Genomic DNA, 17,018 nt, shown 5'->3' on the forward strand with positions numbered 1-17,018 from the left:
CCACCGTCCCCTCCCGTCGCGGGCCCCGTCTCCCCGGCGCGGCCCGCCTCCCCCGTGGCGCACGGCCCCCCGGCCGCGCACCGTCCCCCGGTCCTGCTCCCCTCGGGTCTCCCCGCTCTCTTCCCCCGCGCCCCGGCCCGGGTGCCTCGGTGGCCGCCGGGCTCCCGGCCCCCCGGCCGTGAACCCGCTGTCGCGTCCACCGAACGCACCCGGCCCCGGGGCCGGCCCCTCCCCCGCCTCAGGCGACCAGCTCGCCGAAGGAGTCCTGGCGGTCCCCTCCGTGGCCGAGCGCCCGGTCCTCGCGCAGCCGGCGCAGGGTGCGCCAGATGCTGCTCTTCACGGTGCCGACGCTGATGTTGAGCGTCTCGGCGATCTCCGGGTCGGTGCGGCCCTCGTAGTAGCGCAGGACCAGCATGGTGCGCTGCTGCTCCGGGAGGCGCGCCAGCGCCTGCCAGAGCACCGCGCGCAGTTCGGTGCCGCGCATGGTGTCGTGCTCACCGGCCGACTCCGGGAGTTCCTCGGTCGGGTACTCGTTCAACTTGCGGCGGCGCCAGGCGCTGATGTGCAGGTTGGTCATGGTGCGCCGCAGGTAGCCGCCGAGGGCGCCCTTGTCGCTGATGCGGTCCCACGCCCGGTAGGTGGAGAGCAGCGCGGACTGGAGGAGGTCCTCCGCCTCGTGCCGGTCGCCGGTGAGGTGGTAGGCGGTGGCGTAGAGGGAGGCGCGGCGCTGCTGCACGTAGGCGGTGAACTCCGCCTCGGCGGCGGCGGCGTGGCCGGCCCCGCCGGGCTGCCCCGCGACCCCGTCCGGCGTCCGGGAGGCGGCGGTCGGCAGCTGCCGGTCCCCCTCGCCGGCGACCGCGAGATACGTCGGCCGGTGCCCGGTGCCGCGGCGACCCCCAAGCCGGTTCGCGGCACCGGACGTCCCCTCGCAACGGACGGGAACCACGGTGGTGTGCGAGCGCGTCGTACTGCCTGCTCGGTGTTCACTGCGCAAGGCGCTCATCCCGCTCCCCCATCGTGGAGTCGTCCGTGCTTCGTTCGATGGGTACTACCTTGCCGGGCCAGTTTCATGGGCCCGTCGCCCGACTGTCACAGCGGTGTCACAGCGGTCGGCGCGGCGCGCCCGCACGCCCGGTGACGGATACGGCGGCCGTCGTCACGGTGGGTCGGCGCGGTGTCCGACAGGCGGCCCTCGGGCCACGGATCGGCGTGGGACGGCGCACACACGGTCGAGCGCCGCTGGGTTCATACGACACAATGACCCCCGTGGCTTTCCTGTTGCTGATCGAGGACGACGAGGCGGTCCGGACGGCCCTGGAGATGGGCCTCACCCGCCAGGGACACCGTGTCATCACCGCGCCGACCGGTGAGGACGGGTTGCAGCTGCTGCGCGAGCAGCGGCCCGACCTGATCGTGCTGGACGTGATGCTGCCCGGGATCGACGGCTTCGAGGTGTGCCGCCGCATCAGGCGCACCGACCAGCTGCCGATCATCCTGCTGACGGCGCGCAGTGACGACATCGACGTGGTCGTCGGCCTGGAGTCGGGCGCGGACGACTACGTCGTCAAGCCGGTGCAGGGACGGGTGCTCGACGCCCGTATCCGCGCGGTGATGCGGCGCGGCGAGCGGGAGTCGAACGACGCCGCGACGTTCGGCCCCGTGGTGATCGACCGGGCGGCGATGGCCGTCACGAAGAACGGCGAGGACCTGCAGCTGACCCCGACCGAGCTGCGGCTGCTGCTGGAGCTGAGCCGTCGGCCGGGGCAGGCGCTGTCGCGGCAGCAGTTGCTGCGGCTGGTCTGGGAGCACGACTACCTGGGCGACTCCCGGTTGGTCGACGCGTGCGTGCAGCGGTTGCGCGCCAAGGTCGAGGACGTGCCGTCCTCGCCGAAGCTGATCCGCACGGTCCGCGGGGTCGGCTACCGGCTGGACAACCCGCAGTGAGCCGGGGTGCGGCCCGCGGGGAGGACGCCGCGGGCGACCCCGGCGCGCCCGCGGGGCCGTCGGCGGAGCGGACCGGGAGGGGCGAGGAGACCGCCCCGCGCGGCCGGTCGGCGCGGCTGCGGCGGTTGGCACGGCCCACGAGTCTGCGGTTCCGCCTGGTCACGGTGTTCGCGCTGGTGGCGTTGATGGCGGCGGTCTCCGTCGCCGGGATCGCCTACTGGCTGAACCGGGACGCGGTCCTCACCCGGGCGCAGAACTCGGCGCTGTCCGACTTCCGCAAGTCGCTGGGGGACGCCATGAGTTCACTGCCGGAGACGCCCTCCTGCGACGAGCTGCGCAACGCGGCGGGCCACATGGCGGGCGGTTCGCAGAGTTACCAGGTGGTGCTGGTCGGCGAGGAGCCCGACGGGCGCGAGTGCGCGGAGGAGTCCGACCCGCTGCTGTTCTCGCTGGACGTCGTGCCGGCCTCGCTGGAGCGCGCGGTGCACGAGCCGCGGGGCGGGGACGCGCCCTACCACCTGTACTGGCAGCGGATCACGTACGAGGACGACCCGTACCTGGTGGCGGGCGCCCGGGGTGCGGAGTCCGGGCCGACCGGCTACATGCTGGCCTCGCTCGGCCCGGAGCGCGACGACCTCAACTCCTTGGCCTGGTCGCTGGGGATCGCCACGGCGCTGGCGCTGCTCGGTTCGGTGATGCTGGCGCAGGCCGCCGCCACGACCGTGCTGCGCCCGGTGCGGCGGCTCAACAGCGCCGCGCGGCGGCTGGGCGACGGCGAGCTGTCCACCCGGCTGCCGGTCCGGGGCGCGGACGAACTCGCCGAGCTGACACGGAACTTCAACAACGCGGCCGAGGCGCTGGAGCACAAGGTGGCGGATCTCCGCGCCCGGGAGGCGTCCAGCCGCCGGTTCGTCGCGGACATGTCCCACGAGCTGCGGACGCCGATGACCGCGATCACCGCCGTCACCGAGGTGCTGGAGGAGGAGGTCGACAACCTCGACCCCATGATCGCGCCCGCGGTCTCCCTGGTGGTCAGCGAGACCCGTCGGCTGAACAACCTCGTCGAGAACCTCATGGAGGTCACCCGCTTCGACGCCGGAACCGCCCGGATGGTGCTGGACGACGTGGACGTCGCGGACCTCGTGACGGCCTGCATCGACGCCCGCGCCTGGCTGGACGCGGTGGAACTCGACGCGGACCGCGGCGTGATCGCGCGGGTCGACCCGCGGCGGATGGACGTCATCCTCGCCAACCTGATCGGCAACGCCCTGCGCCACGGCGGTTCGCCGGTGCGGGTCTCCGTTCACGAGGTGGAGCCGCGGCAGGGCGGGGCGACGGCGCTCTCGGCGCTGGCGGAGGGGCCGGTGGCCCGCAGCGGTCGCACGCCGGTCCCGGTGCCGCCCGACGGCGCGGTGCTGATCGAGGTCGCGGACGCGGGCCCCGGCATCCCCGCCGAGGTGCTGCCGCACGTCTTCGACCGGTTCTACAAGGCCAGCGCCTCCCGGCCCCGCTCCGAGGGCAGCGGCCTCGGCCTGTCGATCGCGCTGGAGAACGCCCATCTGCACGGTGGTGAGATCACCGCCCGCAACGGCCCGGACGGCGGCGCGGTGTTCTCGCTGCTGCTGCCGCACCGGCCGACCGGCCCCTCCGGTTCCGCCGAGGACAGCGACAGCGGTGACGGAGGCGACGACGGCGTGACGGACGGCGGCCGGCCTGCCGCCGAGGGGGGCGCCGCCCCCGGGCCGGGAGTCCTGCGGGGCGGGTCCCCGGAGGGCGGCGGCGACGGGGACGACCCCGGCGGAGAGCACGGGACGACGACACGAGGAGGACGATGACCATGCGGCGGATGCGGAGAGCACGACCCGGCCGCCCCGGGGCGTCCGCCGCCGTCGCCGCGGCGGTGCTGACCCTCGCCACCGCGGGCTGCGGCATCCGGTCGATGGACGTCCCCGTCGACGACGGACCGGCGCCGACGCGCGCCAGCTGCGCCGCGCCCGGTGACGCCGGCGGCACCGAGGTCTTCCTCGTCTGCGACTCGCGCGTGGAGTCGGTGGAGCGCGAGCTGGACCGGCAGCCCCCGGAGGACCCGGAGCAGCGGATAGCCCTGGCCAACGCCCTGCTCGGTGAGTTGCAGGGCGACCCGCCCGACGAGGAGCGGGCGGCCGGGTTCTCGACCAACGTCCCCGGGGACCTCCGGGTGACCGGCGCCGCCGGTGAGCAGGACGAACCGCTGCTGCGCCTCAACTGGCACCCTGACGACCTGCCGGCGTTCGCGCTGGCGCAGGTGATCTGCACCTTCGCCCAGTCCGAGGTGTTCGCCGACGACGCCCCGGTGACCCTGGGCGGCCCCGATGCCGAGACCGACCGGCAGGACCGGCAGTACACCTGCACCTCGGCGGTGCGGCACCGTCCCGACACGCTGCGGCCGGCCGCACCCTGAGCCCCCGGGCCGCCGCGCCCCGGCGGGTGGCGTAGCTCCCCGGCAGCCCCGGGCCGTGCCTGCTTCCCGTACCCGTGTGCGTCACGGAAACCGCCCGGCCCGGGCGGTGCGAGCGGCGTACGTCACGTGCCGGCAGCTCGGGGAACCGCGGCCCCCGCGCGCGGCGTCGTCCCTGCCGTGCTGCGTGATGACACGCCCCGCCCCGCGACGGGCCTCGGGCAAAGCGAGGGCGGCGCGGCCGTGGACCGGCGCGTCCGGCTGGCCGCCCTGCTGCTGTCGGCCCTGCTGGTCGGGGTCGTCGCCTGGCTGACGCTGCGCCCCGCCGCGGTGCCCTGGGTGTCGCCCGGCAACCTGCAGCCGCTGGCCACCCTCCGGGCCGAGCTCGACGGCGACCCGCGGAACGCCGCGGCGACGATCGGCGGCGGACTGCTGCGGCTGGCGCCGCTGGGTGTGCTGCTGCCGCTGCTCGGCCGGGAGCTGGGCGGGACGCGGCTGGTGTCGCTGGCACGGGCGGTCTTCGCGACGGGCGTGATCGCACTGCTGCTGGAGGTGGTGCGCTCAGCCGTCCCCAGCCGGGTCTCCGACGTGGACCAGGTGCTGCTGGCGGCAGCGGGCGCCGGGGTGCTGCACCTGATCACCTACGGGTGGCTGCGCACGCGGCTGCTGCCGGGGAGGCATCCCGGCAACGACCGTGACGGGCCGGGAACGGCGGGCCGGGCGGGCGGGGGCGGGTCGCGCGGCTCCGGCGCGGCCGCCGCCCGTGCAGGAACGATTCCCCGACGTCCGGGCGGTCTGCCGGCCGCCCCGGAGGGGACAGCCCTGAGAGGTTCCGGGGTGCGGATGGGCCCTGGGTCCGACGCGGCCGGGGGCCCGCTCTCCCTACGGTGAGAGGAAGAGGTCGTCACCCCCGCGAGAGTGGGTATGCGCCGGCGGAAGCGATGACGACCCGCGACACGAGAGGTGAGGCACGTGAGGACCAAGACGCTGTCCCGGCCGACCGGAGGACGGTGGATCGGCGGTGTCTGCGCCGGTATCGCCCGCCGGTTCGGGATGAAGGCGGGTACCGTCCGCATCCTGGCGGTACTCTCCTGCCTGCTGCCCGGCCCGCAGTTCGTCGCCTACCTGGCGCTGTGGCTGCTGCTGCCGAGCGACCGTCCCGCGAAGAGCGACGCCTGGGCGCACTGAGCCCCGGCGCGGCCCGCCCCGCCCCGCCGCGCCACCACGGCCGAGGGCCGCACCCCGTGAACGGGGTGCGGCCCTGCCGCGTGCGCGCCGGGGGGTAGCGCGACGATCTGGGTGGCCTCGCGGGAGTCCGGCTCCCCGGCTCAGATGACGACGCTGTCCAGCGGGAGACCGCCGAGCAGCGACGTGGGGTCCTGGGTGACCTTGGTCGGGTTCGAGGCCGCCTCGCTGACCACCTGGCCCGCGGAGTTGAGCAGGTCCTCCTGGCTCGACGGCAGCACCTGGGAGAGGGTCTTGTCCGCGGCGAGGGTGTTGAGCTGGTCGACGGGGAGCGCGTCGGTGACCGACAGGGAGCCCAGCACGTCGCCGGCCACCTGGCCGACCTGGTCGGTGGCGGCGGAGGCGGTGCCCGCGGCGGCGACGGCGAACGCGGCGCCGACCGCGGCGGCACCGAGGGTCTTCACAGTTCCGTGCTTCATTCTGGCTACGTCCTCGTGTGGGGAGATGGGTGAGCAGCGGGTCGCAACCTAACCAGCTCCGGGTGCGACCCGCCAAACACCGAAACACCTCCGATTCGGCGCGCGCCACTCACCCGAGAAGCCGCACGGAAAACCGTGCGGAATTCGCACAGGGAAACTACGGCGCAGCTCAGACCCTGTGCCGCAGCCCACTGGCGAACAACCACTCGGACCTCAGAGCCGCATACCCGGGCTTGATCACATCATTGATCATCGCCAAACGTTCATCGAAAGGAATGAATGCGGATTTCATCGCATTGACTGTAAACCACTGCATGTCGTCGAGTGAATAGCCGAACGCCTGCACCAGTTCCTCGAACTCACGGCTCATGCTGGTTCCGCTCATGAGGCGGTTGTCGGTGTTCAGGGTCACCCGGAACCGCAGTCGCCGCAGCAGGCCGACCGGGTGCTCGGCGTAGGAGGACGCGGCGCCGGTCTGGAGGTTGGAGGTCGGGCACATCTCCAGCGGGATGCGCTTGTCCCGCACATAGGCGGCGAGCGGCCCGAGGGTGACCGTGCCGTCCTCGGCGACCGTTATGTCGTCGATGATGCGGACGCCGTGACCGAGCCGGTCGGCCCCGCACCACTGGAGCGCCTGCCAGATGGAGGGCAGCCCGAAGGCCTCACCGGCATGGATGGTGAAGTGGTTGTTCTCCCGCTTCAGGTACTCGAAGGCGTCCAGGTGGCGGGTGGGAGGGAACCCGGCCTCCGCCCCGGCGATGTCGAACCCGACGACCCCCGAACCCCGGTACCGGTTCGCGAGTTCGGCGATCTCCAGTGAGCGGGCGGCGTGGCGCATCGCGGTGAGCAGCGCACCGACGCGGATGCGGTGGCCGACGGCGGCGGCCTGCCGCTCGCCCTCCCGGAAGCCGTCGTTCACCGCCTCGACCACCTGCTCCAACGTGAGCCCCGCCTCCAGGTGCTGCTCCGGGGCGTAGCGCACCTCGGCGTAGACCACGCCGTCCGCGGCCAGGTCCACGACGCACTCGGCGGCGACCCGCACCAGGGCGTCGCGGGTCTGCATCACGGCGCAGGTGTGCGCGAAGGTCTCCAGGTAGCGCTCCAGCGAGCCGGAGTCCGCGGCCTCGCGGAACCAGGCGCCGAGCGCGGCGGCGTCGTCGGCGGGGAGGCGGTCGTACCCCTGCTCGCGGGCGAGTTCGAGGACGGTGCTCGGGCGCAGGCCGCCGTCGAGGTGGTCGTGCAGGAGCACCTTGGGCGCGCGCATGATCTGGTCCGCGGAGGGCGCCCTCGCGGCGGGAACGGTGTGGCTCTCAGTCATCCGCCCAGGCTACTCCTACGCGCGTAGACAGTGGGGGAACACGGACCGACCGGTCCGCACCGAGGGGCGGCTCGGCGGTCCCACCCGGCGGTCGCGCCCGGCGGCCGGGCGGTCAGCCGTCGCCGGGCTCGGGGGCGCCGGTGAAGAACGCGGTGGTGCGGCGGCCGGCGTCGCGCGCCGCCTCGGCCGGGGAGCCGGCGACGATGTCCTGCTCCGCCCAGGCGGTCGCGGTCGCCGCCACGAACCGCTGGTACGCGGGGTCGGTCGCCGCCGAGTCCGGGCCGGCGGAGGCAGCCGCCCCCGCGAGGTGGGCGGCGAGTGCCGACAGCGCGAGGTCCCAGCCGACGCCGGTGGCCCCGGGGCCGTAGCGGGCGCGGAACGCGGGGTCGGGGACGGAGGCGTGCTCCAGCGTGAGGCGGGCCCGGGCGGTGTCGTCGGGGTCGGGTTCCACGGTGGCCGTGACCCAGCTGGTGTCGCCGCCGTACTCCCAGGTGGCTGTGAAGGAGCGGGGCGGGTCGCAGCGGAGAATTCGGCCGCCGGCGTTGCCGTCCAGCTGGTACCGGCCGCCCTCCCGCAGCTCGCCCGAGACGGGCGGCATCCAGCGGGCGAGCCCCTCGACGGTGGTGCACGCCGCCCAGAGCTGCTCGCGGCCGACGGGGTGGGACTGGGTGAGCGTGACGACCTCCGTCTCCCGGCCGTCGCGGCTGCCGGGCCGGACGCCGCGGGTCACCTCGCGCGCCTGGCGGTCGAGGTCGAGCGGTTCGCCGCCGGATTCGGGGGCGGGGGTGCGGTCGGTCATCGCTTGCTCCTGGGTGCGTGCCGCCGGAGGCGGGGACAGGGGGGGGACGCCGGGTGACGGGAGCCGCCCCGGTCGCGGGCCCGGCCCGATCCCCGCGGCCCGGCGTCGCTGACCGCGCCGGCCGGCCCTGGCGGCGGCCGACGGTTGCCGGGTCCGGCGCCGCAGCGGGGCGGGCGACCACGCGAACGCCTCCATGGCGCCACGGTAACGGCGCCACGGCAGCAGCGCAGGTGCGTGCCGGCCGGTGCCGCGGTCCGGGGCTGTGCGCGGGCAGTCGCACAGCCCCGCCTCTCACGCCCCGACGTCGGTGGCGGCCGGCCCGTGGGGCGCCTCGGAGGACCCGGCGAGCACCCGGTCGCGGCGGCTGAGGAGGAAGGCCTTGAAGGCCGCCACCGGCTGGGTGTCGGGGTGGCCCGCCATCCAGGCGACCCCGATCTCGCGCACCGCCGCCGGCGCGGTGACGCTCAGCTCCTGCACCCCCGGCCGCGGGACGGTCGGGGGCGGCAGCAGGGCGACGCCGAGCCCCGCGGCGACCAGGCCGCGCAGCGTCTCGGCCTCCTCCCCCTCGAAGGCGACCCGCGGCGTGAAGCCGGCCTGGGCGCAGAGCTTCTCGGTGAGCTTGCGGAGCCCGTAGCCGGGTTCCAGGGTCACGAACGCCTCCTCGGCCGCCTCCGCCAGCCGTACCCGGCGGCGGCCGGCCAGTCGGTGGTCGGCGGGGACGACGAGCCGCAGCCGCTGGAGCGCCAGCCGGCGGGTCACGAGATCGGGGGCGTCGGGGATCGGTGAGGTGAGGCAGAGGTCCAGCTCGCCCTCCCGCATCCGCTCCATCATGTCCTCGCCGTAGCTCTGCACGAGCGAGAAGCGGATGCCGGGGTGGTCGGACCGGAACTCGCGGATCAGCGCCGGCACCGTCTCCGGGCCCATGGTGTGCAGGAAGCCGAAGGCGACCTTGCCGGTCGCCGGGTCGGCGTCGGTGCGTACCACCTCGGCCGCCCGCTCCACCTCGCCCAGGGCCCGCTCGACGGCGCGGGCGAAGGCGCGGCCCGCGGGGGTGAGGGAGACGGCGCGGCCGTGGCGGGCGAGCAGCGAGATGTGCAGGTCCTCCTCCAGCCGTGCCATGGCGCGGCTGAGGGTGGACTGCGGGACGCCGAGCTCGTGGGCGGCGCGGGTGATGTGCTCGTGGCGGGCGACCGCCGCGAACTGGGCCAGTCGGGGTGTCAGCAGCGAGGCCCACGACTCCTGGCCGAGGCCCGCGCTGTCCGAGGGGCCCGATGAGCCCGTTGTCACACGATTGTCTTTCTTGTTGCCGGCAGGTGACACGGACCGTCCTCACCTCGACTTATGCATATCCGCATTGAAGTCTAGCGTTCTGTGCATTGGACGGATGAAACCCGCCGTTCTACTTTCGTTATATGCCCTCCACCGCCACCAGGGCTCCTGCGACAGCGGGGGCTCTCACCCCGCCGTCCCCGCGTCCGTCCACCAGCACCCTTCCCGACACCCGGACCGCCACCGGCCCCGCAGCGCGACCCGAGACCCGGGCCGCCGGCGGGACCGGCGACACCGCCACCCCCGACGGCGCCGACGCCGGCCGCCCACCGATCCGCCGCATCAACGCGGCGCTGTTCGGCATCGGCCTCGCGACCTTCGCCATGCTGTTCGCGACGCAGCCGCTCCTCCCCGAGCTGGCCGCCGCGTTCGACTCGCGCCCCGACCACGTCAGCTGGACCGTCTCCGGCGCCACCGTGGGGCTGGCGCTGGCCGTGCTGCCGCTGAGCCTGGTCTCCGAGCGCGTCGGACGCCGCCGGATGATGACGATCGGCGTCCTGGTCGCCCTGGTGCTGGCCTGCCTGATCCCCTTCGCCCCGGGCCTGACCGCGCTGACCGCGCTGCGGGTGCTCCAGGGCGCCGCGCTGGCCGCGATCCCCGCCTCCGCCGTCGCGTACCTCTCCGAGGAGCTCGACAAGCGCGCCATGGTCGGCGCCGTCGGCCTGTTCATCGCGGGCAACAGCGTGGGCGGCATGTCGGGCCGCATCCTCGCCGGGTGGACCTCCGAGGCGCTCGGCTGGCGCGCCGCGCTGCTGGCGGTCGCCGGGCTCGCGGCGATCGGCGCCGCCCTGTACCTGGTGCTGCTGCCGGCCGCCCGCAACTTCACCCCGACCCCGCTGCGGACCCGCGAGGCGCTGGGCACCGTCGCGCACCACCTGCGCAACACCCTCCTGCTGCGGCTGTACGCGATCGGCATGCTGCTGATGGCCGCCTTCAGCGCCGTCTACACCGCGGTGGCGTTCCGCCTGACCGAGGACCCCTTCGGCCTCTCGGCCGGTGTCGCCGGGACCGTCTTCGTCATCTACCTGGTGGGGACCTGCTCCTCGTCGATGACCGGCGTCACCGTCACCCGGCTCGGCCGGCGCGGCGCGCTCTACGTCGGCATCGGCGCGATCACCGCCGGGCTGGTGCTGAGCCTGTCGCAGAACCTGACGCTGCTGCTGCTGGCCCTGGTCCTGATCACTGGCGGCTTCTTCCTCGGCCACGCCGTCGCCTCCGCCGCGGTGGGCCGGGCCGCCACCCGGGCCCGCGCCCAGGCGTCGGCGCTCTACACCGTCACCTACTACGGCGGCGCCAGCGCCGGTGGCGTGCTCGGCGCGCTGACCTACCACACGGCGCACTGGGAGGGCACCGTCGCCTTCGCCCTGGTGGCCCTGCTCACCGCGGCGGGCGTCACCCTCTACGCCACGCTGCGCAGCCACTCCGCGCAGCGGGTCGCAGCCGCCTCGCACTGACCGCGGGCGGCCGGTGCGGCCGCCCGCCACCGGCCCTCCGGGCCGTCGTCGTGATCTTCGTCCAGGTCACGGCGGCGGCCCGGAGCCTTTTCCTTTCCTCGGTCCGGTCGGGACGGCGGCCCGGAGCCCTTCCCCTCCCGGTCCCGGTCGGGACGGCGGAGGTCAGCCCCGGCCGGCCTCGCGGTAGTCGAGCTGAGCGACGATGCGGCGCACGTCGGCGAGGAGCGGGCCCATCACCTCCGCCCCCGCGGCGTCCGGCGGTGCCTCGGTGAGCAGGTGGCGCAGCCGGTGATGGCCGGCCTCGGCGCGCTCGACGGCGCTCTCCAGCTGCTGGTGGACCTCGCGGTCCGCCGTGGTCACCAGCGGCCCGTACAGTTCCACCGCGTCCGCGACGTCCCGCAGCAGCCGCTGGTAGCTGTCGGCCAGCTGCGGGGTGAGCGCCCGCTCGTCGCTGGCGTACCGGCCGGTCTCCGCCAGCGTCCGTACGATCTCCCGGGTGTGGTCGGTGACGTGGCCCAGCACGCTCACCACGTCGTGCGTCCCGTAGTCGGCGGGGAGCGCGGCGCCGCTGCGGCGCCGCCGCATGTTGAGGCGCAGGCTCTCCCGGTCCCACTCCAGGGCGGAGCTCACCCCCCGCACCAGCCGGGGCAGCCGGGCGGAGCTGCTCACCCAGCCCTCGGCGCGGCGGTCGATGTCGTCGTCGGCGACGCCGTCGGCCATCGCCCGCAGCAGCTCTGCCGTCTCCTCGGCGGCACCGCGGATCGCCCGGCGGACGTCCCGCAGGTAGCGCGGCGGCAGGATCAGCGCGTTGACCGCCATGCCGACGGCGGCACCGATCAGCGCCGCCACCACCCGCTGGGCGCTCACCTCCAGCGTGAGCGGCCCGCCGATCAACGCGAAGATCGCGGAGGTGGCGAGGTATATGCCCTGGTTCCCGAACCGCGGCAGGTTCCCCAGCAGCAGCGCCACCGGCAGGACCAGGACCAGCGCCGCCGCCTGGTTGTCCAGCAGCAGCGCGGTGCCGGTCGCCGCCGCCGTTCCCAGTGCGATGGCGACCGCCTGCCGGGCGCCCTGCGAGACCGACTGGTAGACCGTCGCCTGCACCAGGACGACCGCGACCCACGGAGCCATCAGCGTCATCTCGTCGTCCAGCAGCGCGTGGGCGAGGGCGTAGGCCAGGAACGCCGCCAGCGCGGCCTTGAGCGACTGCACCACGAGGTCCCGCTGGCGCCCCGGGCCCCGGGCGGCGCTCCGGGCGGCGTCCAGCAGCTGGCGGGTGTCACGGCGGACCGCGGCGGGGAACGCGGCGAGGTGGCGAAGTGGCGCGACGGACATGACGGCTCCGGTGACGACGCGGGTGGGGACACGTCCCGGGGCGGTGGGCGTCGGACGCGCGCCGTGCCGTCCCGGGCGGACCGGCCGGACGAAGACACCGTCGCACCTGCCCGCGGTGCATACATGCACTCATCGCGGGTGTTGTCAGTGTTTCCCGCCACGCGCGCCGGGCCGCCTCCCCCTCTCGCGCCGACCGCCTCCCGCTCTCGGTGCCGCGTGCCACACCGCGCGGGAACTCTTTCGGGAATTCCGGGGGCCGAAAGGGCGTCTTCGGGCGCTGTCCGCCGCTCTTCCGGCACCGGACGGAAGCGCGGGCCCGCCGGGGTCAACACCGCTGTCACCTGCACGTCTTTCGAGTGGATCAACGGCGCCGCCCGTCCGTCCGGCCCGGCGAGCGGCTTCCCGGTACGCCTCACGCTCCGCAATGCGCCACCCTCGGAGAAGCACATGCATTCGACGCGGGTGACGGGTTTACATTTCCCGGCCTGCTCCCTTCCCGCTGCTAGTTTCCTTGTTCGTGTACCACCTGAATCCGCTTCGCCCCACGACCCCCGGCGCCCCGCGCGCAGGGGTCCGCCCCCTGTCCCCCGCGCCGGCCGCGCCGGTGCGTCCGCGCCGTCCGCACCCGGGAGGTGGGACCCGATGAGGACGGAGATCGACCTGGTCGGCGACCACGTGCGCCTGCGGGAGCTGCGGCCGTCCGACGCCGCCGCCCATCGGCGGATCTACACGCACCCGGTGCTCACCCGGTACCTCGGCGTCGAGCGCATGACGCCCGAGGCCGCGGACCGCGCGTTCGAGGCGACGCTGCTCCGGCGCGAGGAACGCCCCCGGCGGCGCCACGTGTTCGCGATCACGGGTCGGGACGACGACACCATGGCCGGCTGCGTCGGGCTGCTCGTGGAGGACTACGGCCGCAACGCCATGCTGACCGGCCTGGTCGTCCTCCCCGACGGCGCGGCGCGCGGCCACGGCACCGAGGCCGGCCGCCTGGCGATGGCGTACGGCTTCGGCCCGCTGGGGATGCACCGCATCTGGGCAGGGCACCGCCACGACCACCGGCGGATGCGCGAGGTGATGCTCGCCGGGGACATGCATCCCGAGGCGACGCTGCGGGAGCTGTTCCACACCCAGGGCACCTGGCACGACGTGGTCACCTACGCGGCGCTGGCCCCCCGTTGGCGGCTGACGGCGCGACCGCACGAGCGGGCCGTCCTGGAGCTCGCGGACGGCAGCGACGCTGCGCGGGCCGACATGGGGCCGCTCACCGCGCCGGTGCCGCTGCCCGAGCCCGCGCTCGCGGGCGGCTGACACGCCGACGCCGCCCGGGGGCCCGGACCGTGTCCGGGCCGCCGCGTCGTCAGAGCGTGTGTGCGACCCCGCGTCGGATCAGCTCGCGGCGTCGGATGCGGTCAGCTGCACGGCGGAGGGGCGCCCCTCATACCGGGTTGTATGCGGGCGTCTTTGGACAACGCAGCAGATGGCCGTAGCCGGCGTCGCGGGCCCGGCGTGGGGTCTCAGACACGCGCTCAGCTCAGATGCCGAGGACGATCTTGGCGGTGGTGAAGTAGATGATGAGCCCGGTGGCGTCCACCAGGGTGGTCACCATGGGGGCGGAGACCACGGCCGGGTCGATCCGCAGCTTCTTGGCCAGCAGCGGCATGGTGCCGCCGACGGTCGCCGCCCACATGCAGATCACCACGAGGGTGATGGCGACGACCACGGCGATCTTCCAGCCGACGAACAGCGCGCCGACCAGCAGCCCGAGTACCGCCAGCATGGCGCCCAGCAGCAGGCCGGTACGGCACTCCCGCCAGATGACACGCAGCAGGTCGGAGGTCCGCACCTCGCCGACGGCCAGCGCGCGGACGGCGGCGGTCGCCGCCTGGGCCCCGGAGTTCCCGCCGGTGCCGATCAGCAAGGGGATGAAGAGCGCGAGCTGCGTGGCGGTGGCCAGTTCGTCCTCGAACGCCTGGGTGACGCTCACGGTGAGGGTCGCCGCGACGAGCAGCAGCATCAGCCAGACGACCCGCTTGCGCGAGACCTCGAAGACGCCTGCCGACATGTAGTGGCGCTCCAGCGGCTCGGCACCGGACTGCCGGGCTACGTCCTCGGTGTCGGCGGCCTCGATGACCTCGACCGCGTCGTCGATGGTGAGCAGACCGACCAGCCGGTCCTCGCTGTCGACCACCGGCAGGTCCAGCGCGTTGGTCTCGCGCATCAGCCGCGCGGCGTCCTCGGCGGGGTCGGTGGCCCGCGCGGACGGCGGCTCGGTCACCACCAGTTCGGCGACGTGCCGGTCGGGGTCGCTGAGGACGAGTTCCCGCAGCTCCACGATGCCGGTGAGGCGGCGGCCGGTGTCGACCACCGGCAGCGTGTAGATGGTCTCGGCGTTGGCGCCGCGACGCCGCACGACCTCCAGCGCCTGCGAGACCGTCAGGTTCTGCTGGAGCGCGACCGTCTCGGGGGTCATGTAGCGGCCTACCGAGCCCTCGGGGTAGCCGAGCAGCGCGGCGGTCATGTGCCGTTCGTGGGCGCTGAGTCCGGCGAGGACGCGGCGGGCGACCTTGGCGGGCACCTCCCCCAGCATCCGGGCGCGGTCGTCGGGGTCCATGCCCTCGACGAGGTCGCCGAAGGCCTGGTCGCGCAGGCCTTCGAGGATCTGCTGCTGGTCGACGGGGTCGAGTTCCTCGAAGACCTCCAGCGCGCGGTCCTTGTCGAGGAGGCGGAAGGTGATGACGGACTCGACGGCGTCCATCCGCGCGATCTCGTCGGCGATGGAGTAGGCGGGCTGTGTCTCCAGCCACTCCAGGGCGCCCGCGAGGTCTTGGTCCTCCAGCAGGACAGGCAGGTGAGTCATGGCGGGTTACCCCCAGGCAACGGAAGCTGGTCGTGGACATCCGGTGGTCGCGCACGCACCGATCCGCCCAGGACCGCGGCGTCAGACGACGGGTGCCCTGGACGCGCCGGAGCGGCGCCGGGGATGACTGGGAGGCTCACTGCGCATCGCAGTACCACCTCCAGCCGTGACGTGTTGCCGAAACCAGCATTCAGGCTACAGGTCGTCGAGCAAGGATCATGACAGAGACGGCGGCGGATCGGACGGCGGCGCGGGGTGCGGCACGGCGCGTACCGGCGGTCGGCAGCCGGTCGTCCACCGGCCGACCGGCGGTCGACCGCGAGCGCACCGCCCGCCGGGCCGTGACCGCCCCGCCGACGCCGGCGTGCGACCTGCGTCCGGGCCGCCGCCCGCCGCGAACCGACCCCGGACGCACCGCACCCCCGTGCCTCGGGGGCGGACGGGGGCGCGGGGGTCGGGGGCGCGTCAGGCGATGCGGTCCAGCACGATCGGGCCGGCACCGGTGCCGGGTTCGGCGTCGGCCGTGACGCGGATCGCGTCCCCGGCGAGCGCCTCCACGGCGGCGTCGAACCGCTCGGGGGTGTCGGTGTGCAGCGTGAGCAGCGGGTCGCCGGCGCGCACCGTGTCACCGGGGCGGGCGTGGAGCTCGACACCGGCACCGGCCTGCACCGGGTCCTCCTTGCGGGCGCGGCCGGCGCCGAGCCGCCAGGCGGCGAGGCCGACGGCGTAGGCGTCGAGCCCGGTCAGCACCCCGTCGGCGGGCACGGTCAGCACGTGCTGCTCGCGGGCGACGGGCAGGTCCGCGTCGGGGTCGCCGCCCTGGGCCGCGATCATCCGCCGCCAGACGTCCATGGCGGAGCCGTCGGCGAGCGCCTTCGCGGGGTCGGCGTCGGGCAGGCCGGCCGCGTCGAGCATCTCCCGGGCGAGGGCGAGCGTCAGCTCCACGACGTCGGCGGGGCCGCCGCCGGCGAGGACCTCGACGGACTCGCGGACCTCCAGCGCGTTGCCGGCGGTCAGTCCGAGCGGCACCGACATGTCGGTGAGCAGTGCGGTGGTGCGGACGCCGTGGTCGGTGCCCAGGCCGACCATGGTGCGGGCCAGTTCACGGGCGTCGTCGATGGTCTTCATGAAGGCGCCGGAGCCGACCTTGACGTCGAGCACCAGGGAGTCGGTGCCCTCGGCGATCTTCTTCGACATGATCGAGCTGGCGATCAGCGGGATCGCCTCGACGGTGCCGGTGACGTCGCGGAGCGCGTAGAGCTTCCGGTCGGCCGGGGCGAGGCCGTCGCCGGCGGCGCAGATGACGGCGCCGGTCTCGGCCAGGACGGCGAGCATCCGCTCGTTGCTGAGCGAGGCGCGCCACCCGGGGATGGCCTCCAGCTTGTCGAGCGTGCCGCCGGTGTGGCCGAGGCCGCGGCCGGAGAGCTGCGGCACGGCCGCGCCGCAGGCGGCGACCAGCGGGGCGAGCGGCAGGGTGATCTTGTCGCCGACGCCGCCGGTGGAGTGCTTGTCGGCGGTGGGGCGGTCCAGCGCCGCGAAGTTCATCCGCTCGCCGCTGGCGATCATCGCGGCGGTCCAGCGGGCGATCTCCTCGCGGCCCATGCCGTTGAGCAGGATCGCCATGGCGAGGGCGGACATCTGCTCGTCGGCGACGTCGCCGCGGGTGTAGGCGTCGATCACCCAGTCGATCTGTGCGTCGGTGAGGGCGTGGCCGTCCCGCTTGGCGCGGATGACGGTGATGGCGTCCATGCGGCTCTTTTCCGTGTCCGGGGATGCGAGTCCGTGTCCGGGGGTGCGAGGTGCGGATCGGGGCGGGGGTCGACAAGAAGCGGCGGATTCCCGGGGCCGAATGACCGGCACGGGCGCCCGGAACGTGAA

Annotated in this window: 15 protein-coding genes; 7 read left to right on the top strand and 8 right to left on the bottom strand. The window is 74.5% G+C overall.

The window, feature by feature from the left end; genetic code table 11:
* Positions 1 to 238: 238 nt before the first annotated feature.
* A complete protein-coding gene (locus HCN56_RS15410) occupies positions 239 to 1,003 on the bottom strand; it encodes a SigE family RNA polymerase sigma factor (RefSeq protein ID WP_167971519.1) in 765 nt (254 codons plus the stop codon).
* Between the two features lie 263 nt (positions 1,004 to 1,266).
* Here HCN56_RS15410 and HCN56_RS15415 point away from each other — a divergent pair, with 263 nt between their 5' ends.
* From HCN56_RS15415 to HCN56_RS15435, 5 genes are all read left to right on the top strand, one after another.
* Complete coding sequence (locus HCN56_RS15415) at positions 1,267 to 1,944, top strand: response regulator (RefSeq protein WP_312871247.1); 678 nt, start codon at positions 1,267 to 1,269, stop codon at positions 1,942 to 1,944.
* A complete protein-coding gene (locus HCN56_RS15420; protein ID WP_376770881.1) occupies positions 1,941 to 3,779 on the top strand; it encodes an ATP-binding protein in 1,839 nt (612 codons plus the stop codon). The genes HCN56_RS15415 and HCN56_RS15420 overlap by 4 nt, the downstream gene beginning before the upstream one ends.
* Before the next feature lie 11 nt (positions 3,780 to 3,790).
* Positions 3,791 to 4,384, top strand: a complete 594-nt coding sequence (locus tag HCN56_RS15425; RefSeq protein ID WP_167971523.1) for a hypothetical protein — start codon at positions 3,791 to 3,793, stop codon at positions 4,382 to 4,384.
* Between the two features lie 240 nt (positions 4,385 to 4,624).
* Entirely contained in the window at positions 4,625 to 5,272 is a 648-nt protein-coding gene (locus HCN56_RS15430) for a VanZ family protein (protein ID WP_167971524.1), read from the top strand.
* Between the two features lie 81 nt (positions 5,273 to 5,353).
* Positions 5,354 to 5,569, top strand: a complete 216-nt coding sequence (locus HCN56_RS15435) for a PspC domain-containing protein (protein WP_167971526.1) — start codon at positions 5,354 to 5,356, stop codon at positions 5,567 to 5,569.
* Between the two features lie 140 nt (positions 5,570 to 5,709).
* Here HCN56_RS15435 and HCN56_RS15440 read toward each other — a convergent pair whose 3' ends face one another.
* From HCN56_RS15440 to HCN56_RS15455, 4 genes are all read right to left on the bottom strand, one after another.
* On the bottom strand, positions 5,710 to 6,045 hold the full coding sequence (locus HCN56_RS15440; protein ID WP_167971517.1) for a hypothetical protein: 336 nt from the start codon (positions 6,043 to 6,045) through the stop codon (positions 5,710 to 5,712).
* Between the two features lie 169 nt (positions 6,046 to 6,214).
* Positions 6,215 to 7,363, bottom strand: coding sequence for an adenosine deaminase (locus tag HCN56_RS15445; RefSeq protein WP_167971528.1), 1,149 nt, complete (start codon positions 7,361 to 7,363; stop codon positions 6,215 to 6,217).
* A gap of 112 nt (positions 7,364 to 7,475) precedes the next feature.
* On the bottom strand, positions 7,476 to 8,162 hold the full coding sequence (locus tag HCN56_RS15450) for an SRPBCC domain-containing protein (protein WP_167971530.1): 687 nt from the start codon (positions 8,160 to 8,162) through the stop codon (positions 7,476 to 7,478).
* Positions 8,163 to 8,453: 291 nt separating this feature from the next.
* Positions 8,454 to 9,449, bottom strand: a complete 996-nt coding sequence (locus tag HCN56_RS15455) for a LysR family transcriptional regulator (protein ID WP_312871248.1) — start codon at positions 9,447 to 9,449, stop codon at positions 8,454 to 8,456.
* Between the two features lie 125 nt (positions 9,450 to 9,574).
* Between HCN56_RS15455 and HCN56_RS15460 the strand changes: the two genes are divergently transcribed.
* Positions 9,575 to 10,945 carry an MFS transporter gene (locus HCN56_RS15460; RefSeq protein WP_167971533.1) on the top strand — a complete coding sequence of 457 codons (1,371 nt, stop codon included), beginning with the start codon at positions 9,575 to 9,577 and terminating at the stop codon, positions 10,943 to 10,945.
* A gap of 162 nt (positions 10,946 to 11,107) precedes the next feature.
* Here HCN56_RS15460 and HCN56_RS15465 read toward each other — a convergent pair whose 3' ends face one another.
* Positions 11,108 to 12,280 (bottom strand): FUSC family protein, encoded by a 1,173-nt coding sequence (locus HCN56_RS15465; RefSeq protein ID WP_167971535.1) that lies wholly within the window; start codon positions 12,278 to 12,280, stop codon positions 11,108 to 11,110.
* Positions 12,281 to 12,922: 642 nt separating this feature from the next.
* On the opposite strand from HCN56_RS15465, the gene HCN56_RS15470 reads away from it, so the two are divergent.
* The gene (locus HCN56_RS15470; protein ID WP_167971537.1) at positions 12,923 to 13,591 is read left to right on the top strand and encodes a GNAT family N-acetyltransferase; all 669 of its coding nucleotides are present in this window, start codon (positions 12,923 to 12,925) and stop codon (positions 13,589 to 13,591) included.
* A gap of 223 nt (positions 13,592 to 13,814) precedes the next feature.
* Here HCN56_RS15470 and mgtE read toward each other — a convergent pair whose 3' ends face one another.
* Both mgtE and HCN56_RS15480 read right to left on the bottom strand, forming a co-directional pair.
* Entirely contained in the window at positions 13,815 to 15,140 is a 1,326-nt protein-coding gene (mgtE, locus tag HCN56_RS15475; RefSeq protein WP_167971538.1) for a magnesium transporter, read from the bottom strand.
* Positions 15,141 to 15,605: 465 nt separating this feature from the next.
* On the bottom strand, positions 15,606 to 16,889 hold the full coding sequence (locus HCN56_RS15480; RefSeq protein ID WP_167971540.1) for a thymidine phosphorylase: 1,284 nt from the start codon (positions 16,887 to 16,889) through the stop codon (positions 15,606 to 15,608).
* Between the last annotated feature and the right edge of the window lie 129 nt (positions 16,890 to 17,018).

The organism is Streptomyces lonarensis (genome assembly GCF_012033735.1).
GTDB classification, from domain to species: Bacteria; Actinomycetota; Actinomycetes; order Streptomycetales; family Streptomycetaceae; genus Streptomyces; species Streptomyces lonarensis.

What these genes read in the sequence shown, in the direction of transcription:
- HCN56_RS15410 (WP_167971519.1), bottom strand. Translation starts at nt 1,003, where the DNA reads ATGAGCGCCTTGCGCAGTGAACACCGAGCAGGCAGTACGACGCGCTCG.
- HCN56_RS15425 (WP_167971523.1), top strand. Translation starts at nt 3,791, where the DNA reads ATGCGGAGAGCACGACCCGGCCGCCCCGGGGCGTCCGCCGCCGTCGCC.
- HCN56_RS15440 (WP_167971517.1), bottom strand. Translation starts at nt 6,045, where the DNA reads ATGAAGCACGGAACTGTGAAGACCCTCGGTGCCGCCGCGGTCGGCGCC.
- HCN56_RS15445 (WP_167971528.1), bottom strand. Translation starts at nt 7,363, where the DNA reads ATGACTGAGAGCCACACCGTTCCCGCCGCGAGGGCGCCCTCCGCGGAC.
- HCN56_RS15450 (WP_167971530.1), bottom strand. Translation starts at nt 8,162, where the DNA reads ATGACCGACCGCACCCCCGCCCCCGAATCCGGCGGCGAACCGCTCGAC.
- HCN56_RS15460 (WP_167971533.1), top strand. Translation starts at nt 9,575, where the DNA reads ATGCCCTCCACCGCCACCAGGGCTCCTGCGACAGCGGGGGCTCTCACC.
- HCN56_RS15465 (WP_167971535.1), bottom strand. Translation starts at nt 12,280, where the DNA reads ATGTCCGTCGCGCCACTTCGCCACCTCGCCGCGTTCCCCGCCGCGGTC.
- HCN56_RS15470 (WP_167971537.1), top strand. Translation starts at nt 12,923, where the DNA reads ATGAGGACGGAGATCGACCTGGTCGGCGACCACGTGCGCCTGCGGGAG.
- mgtE (WP_167971538.1), bottom strand. Translation starts at nt 15,140, where the DNA reads ATGACTCACCTGCCTGTCCTGCTGGAGGACCAAGACCTCGCGGGCGCC.
- HCN56_RS15480 (WP_167971540.1), bottom strand. Translation starts at nt 16,889, where the DNA reads ATGGACGCCATCACCGTCATCCGCGCCAAGCGGGACGGCCACGCCCTC.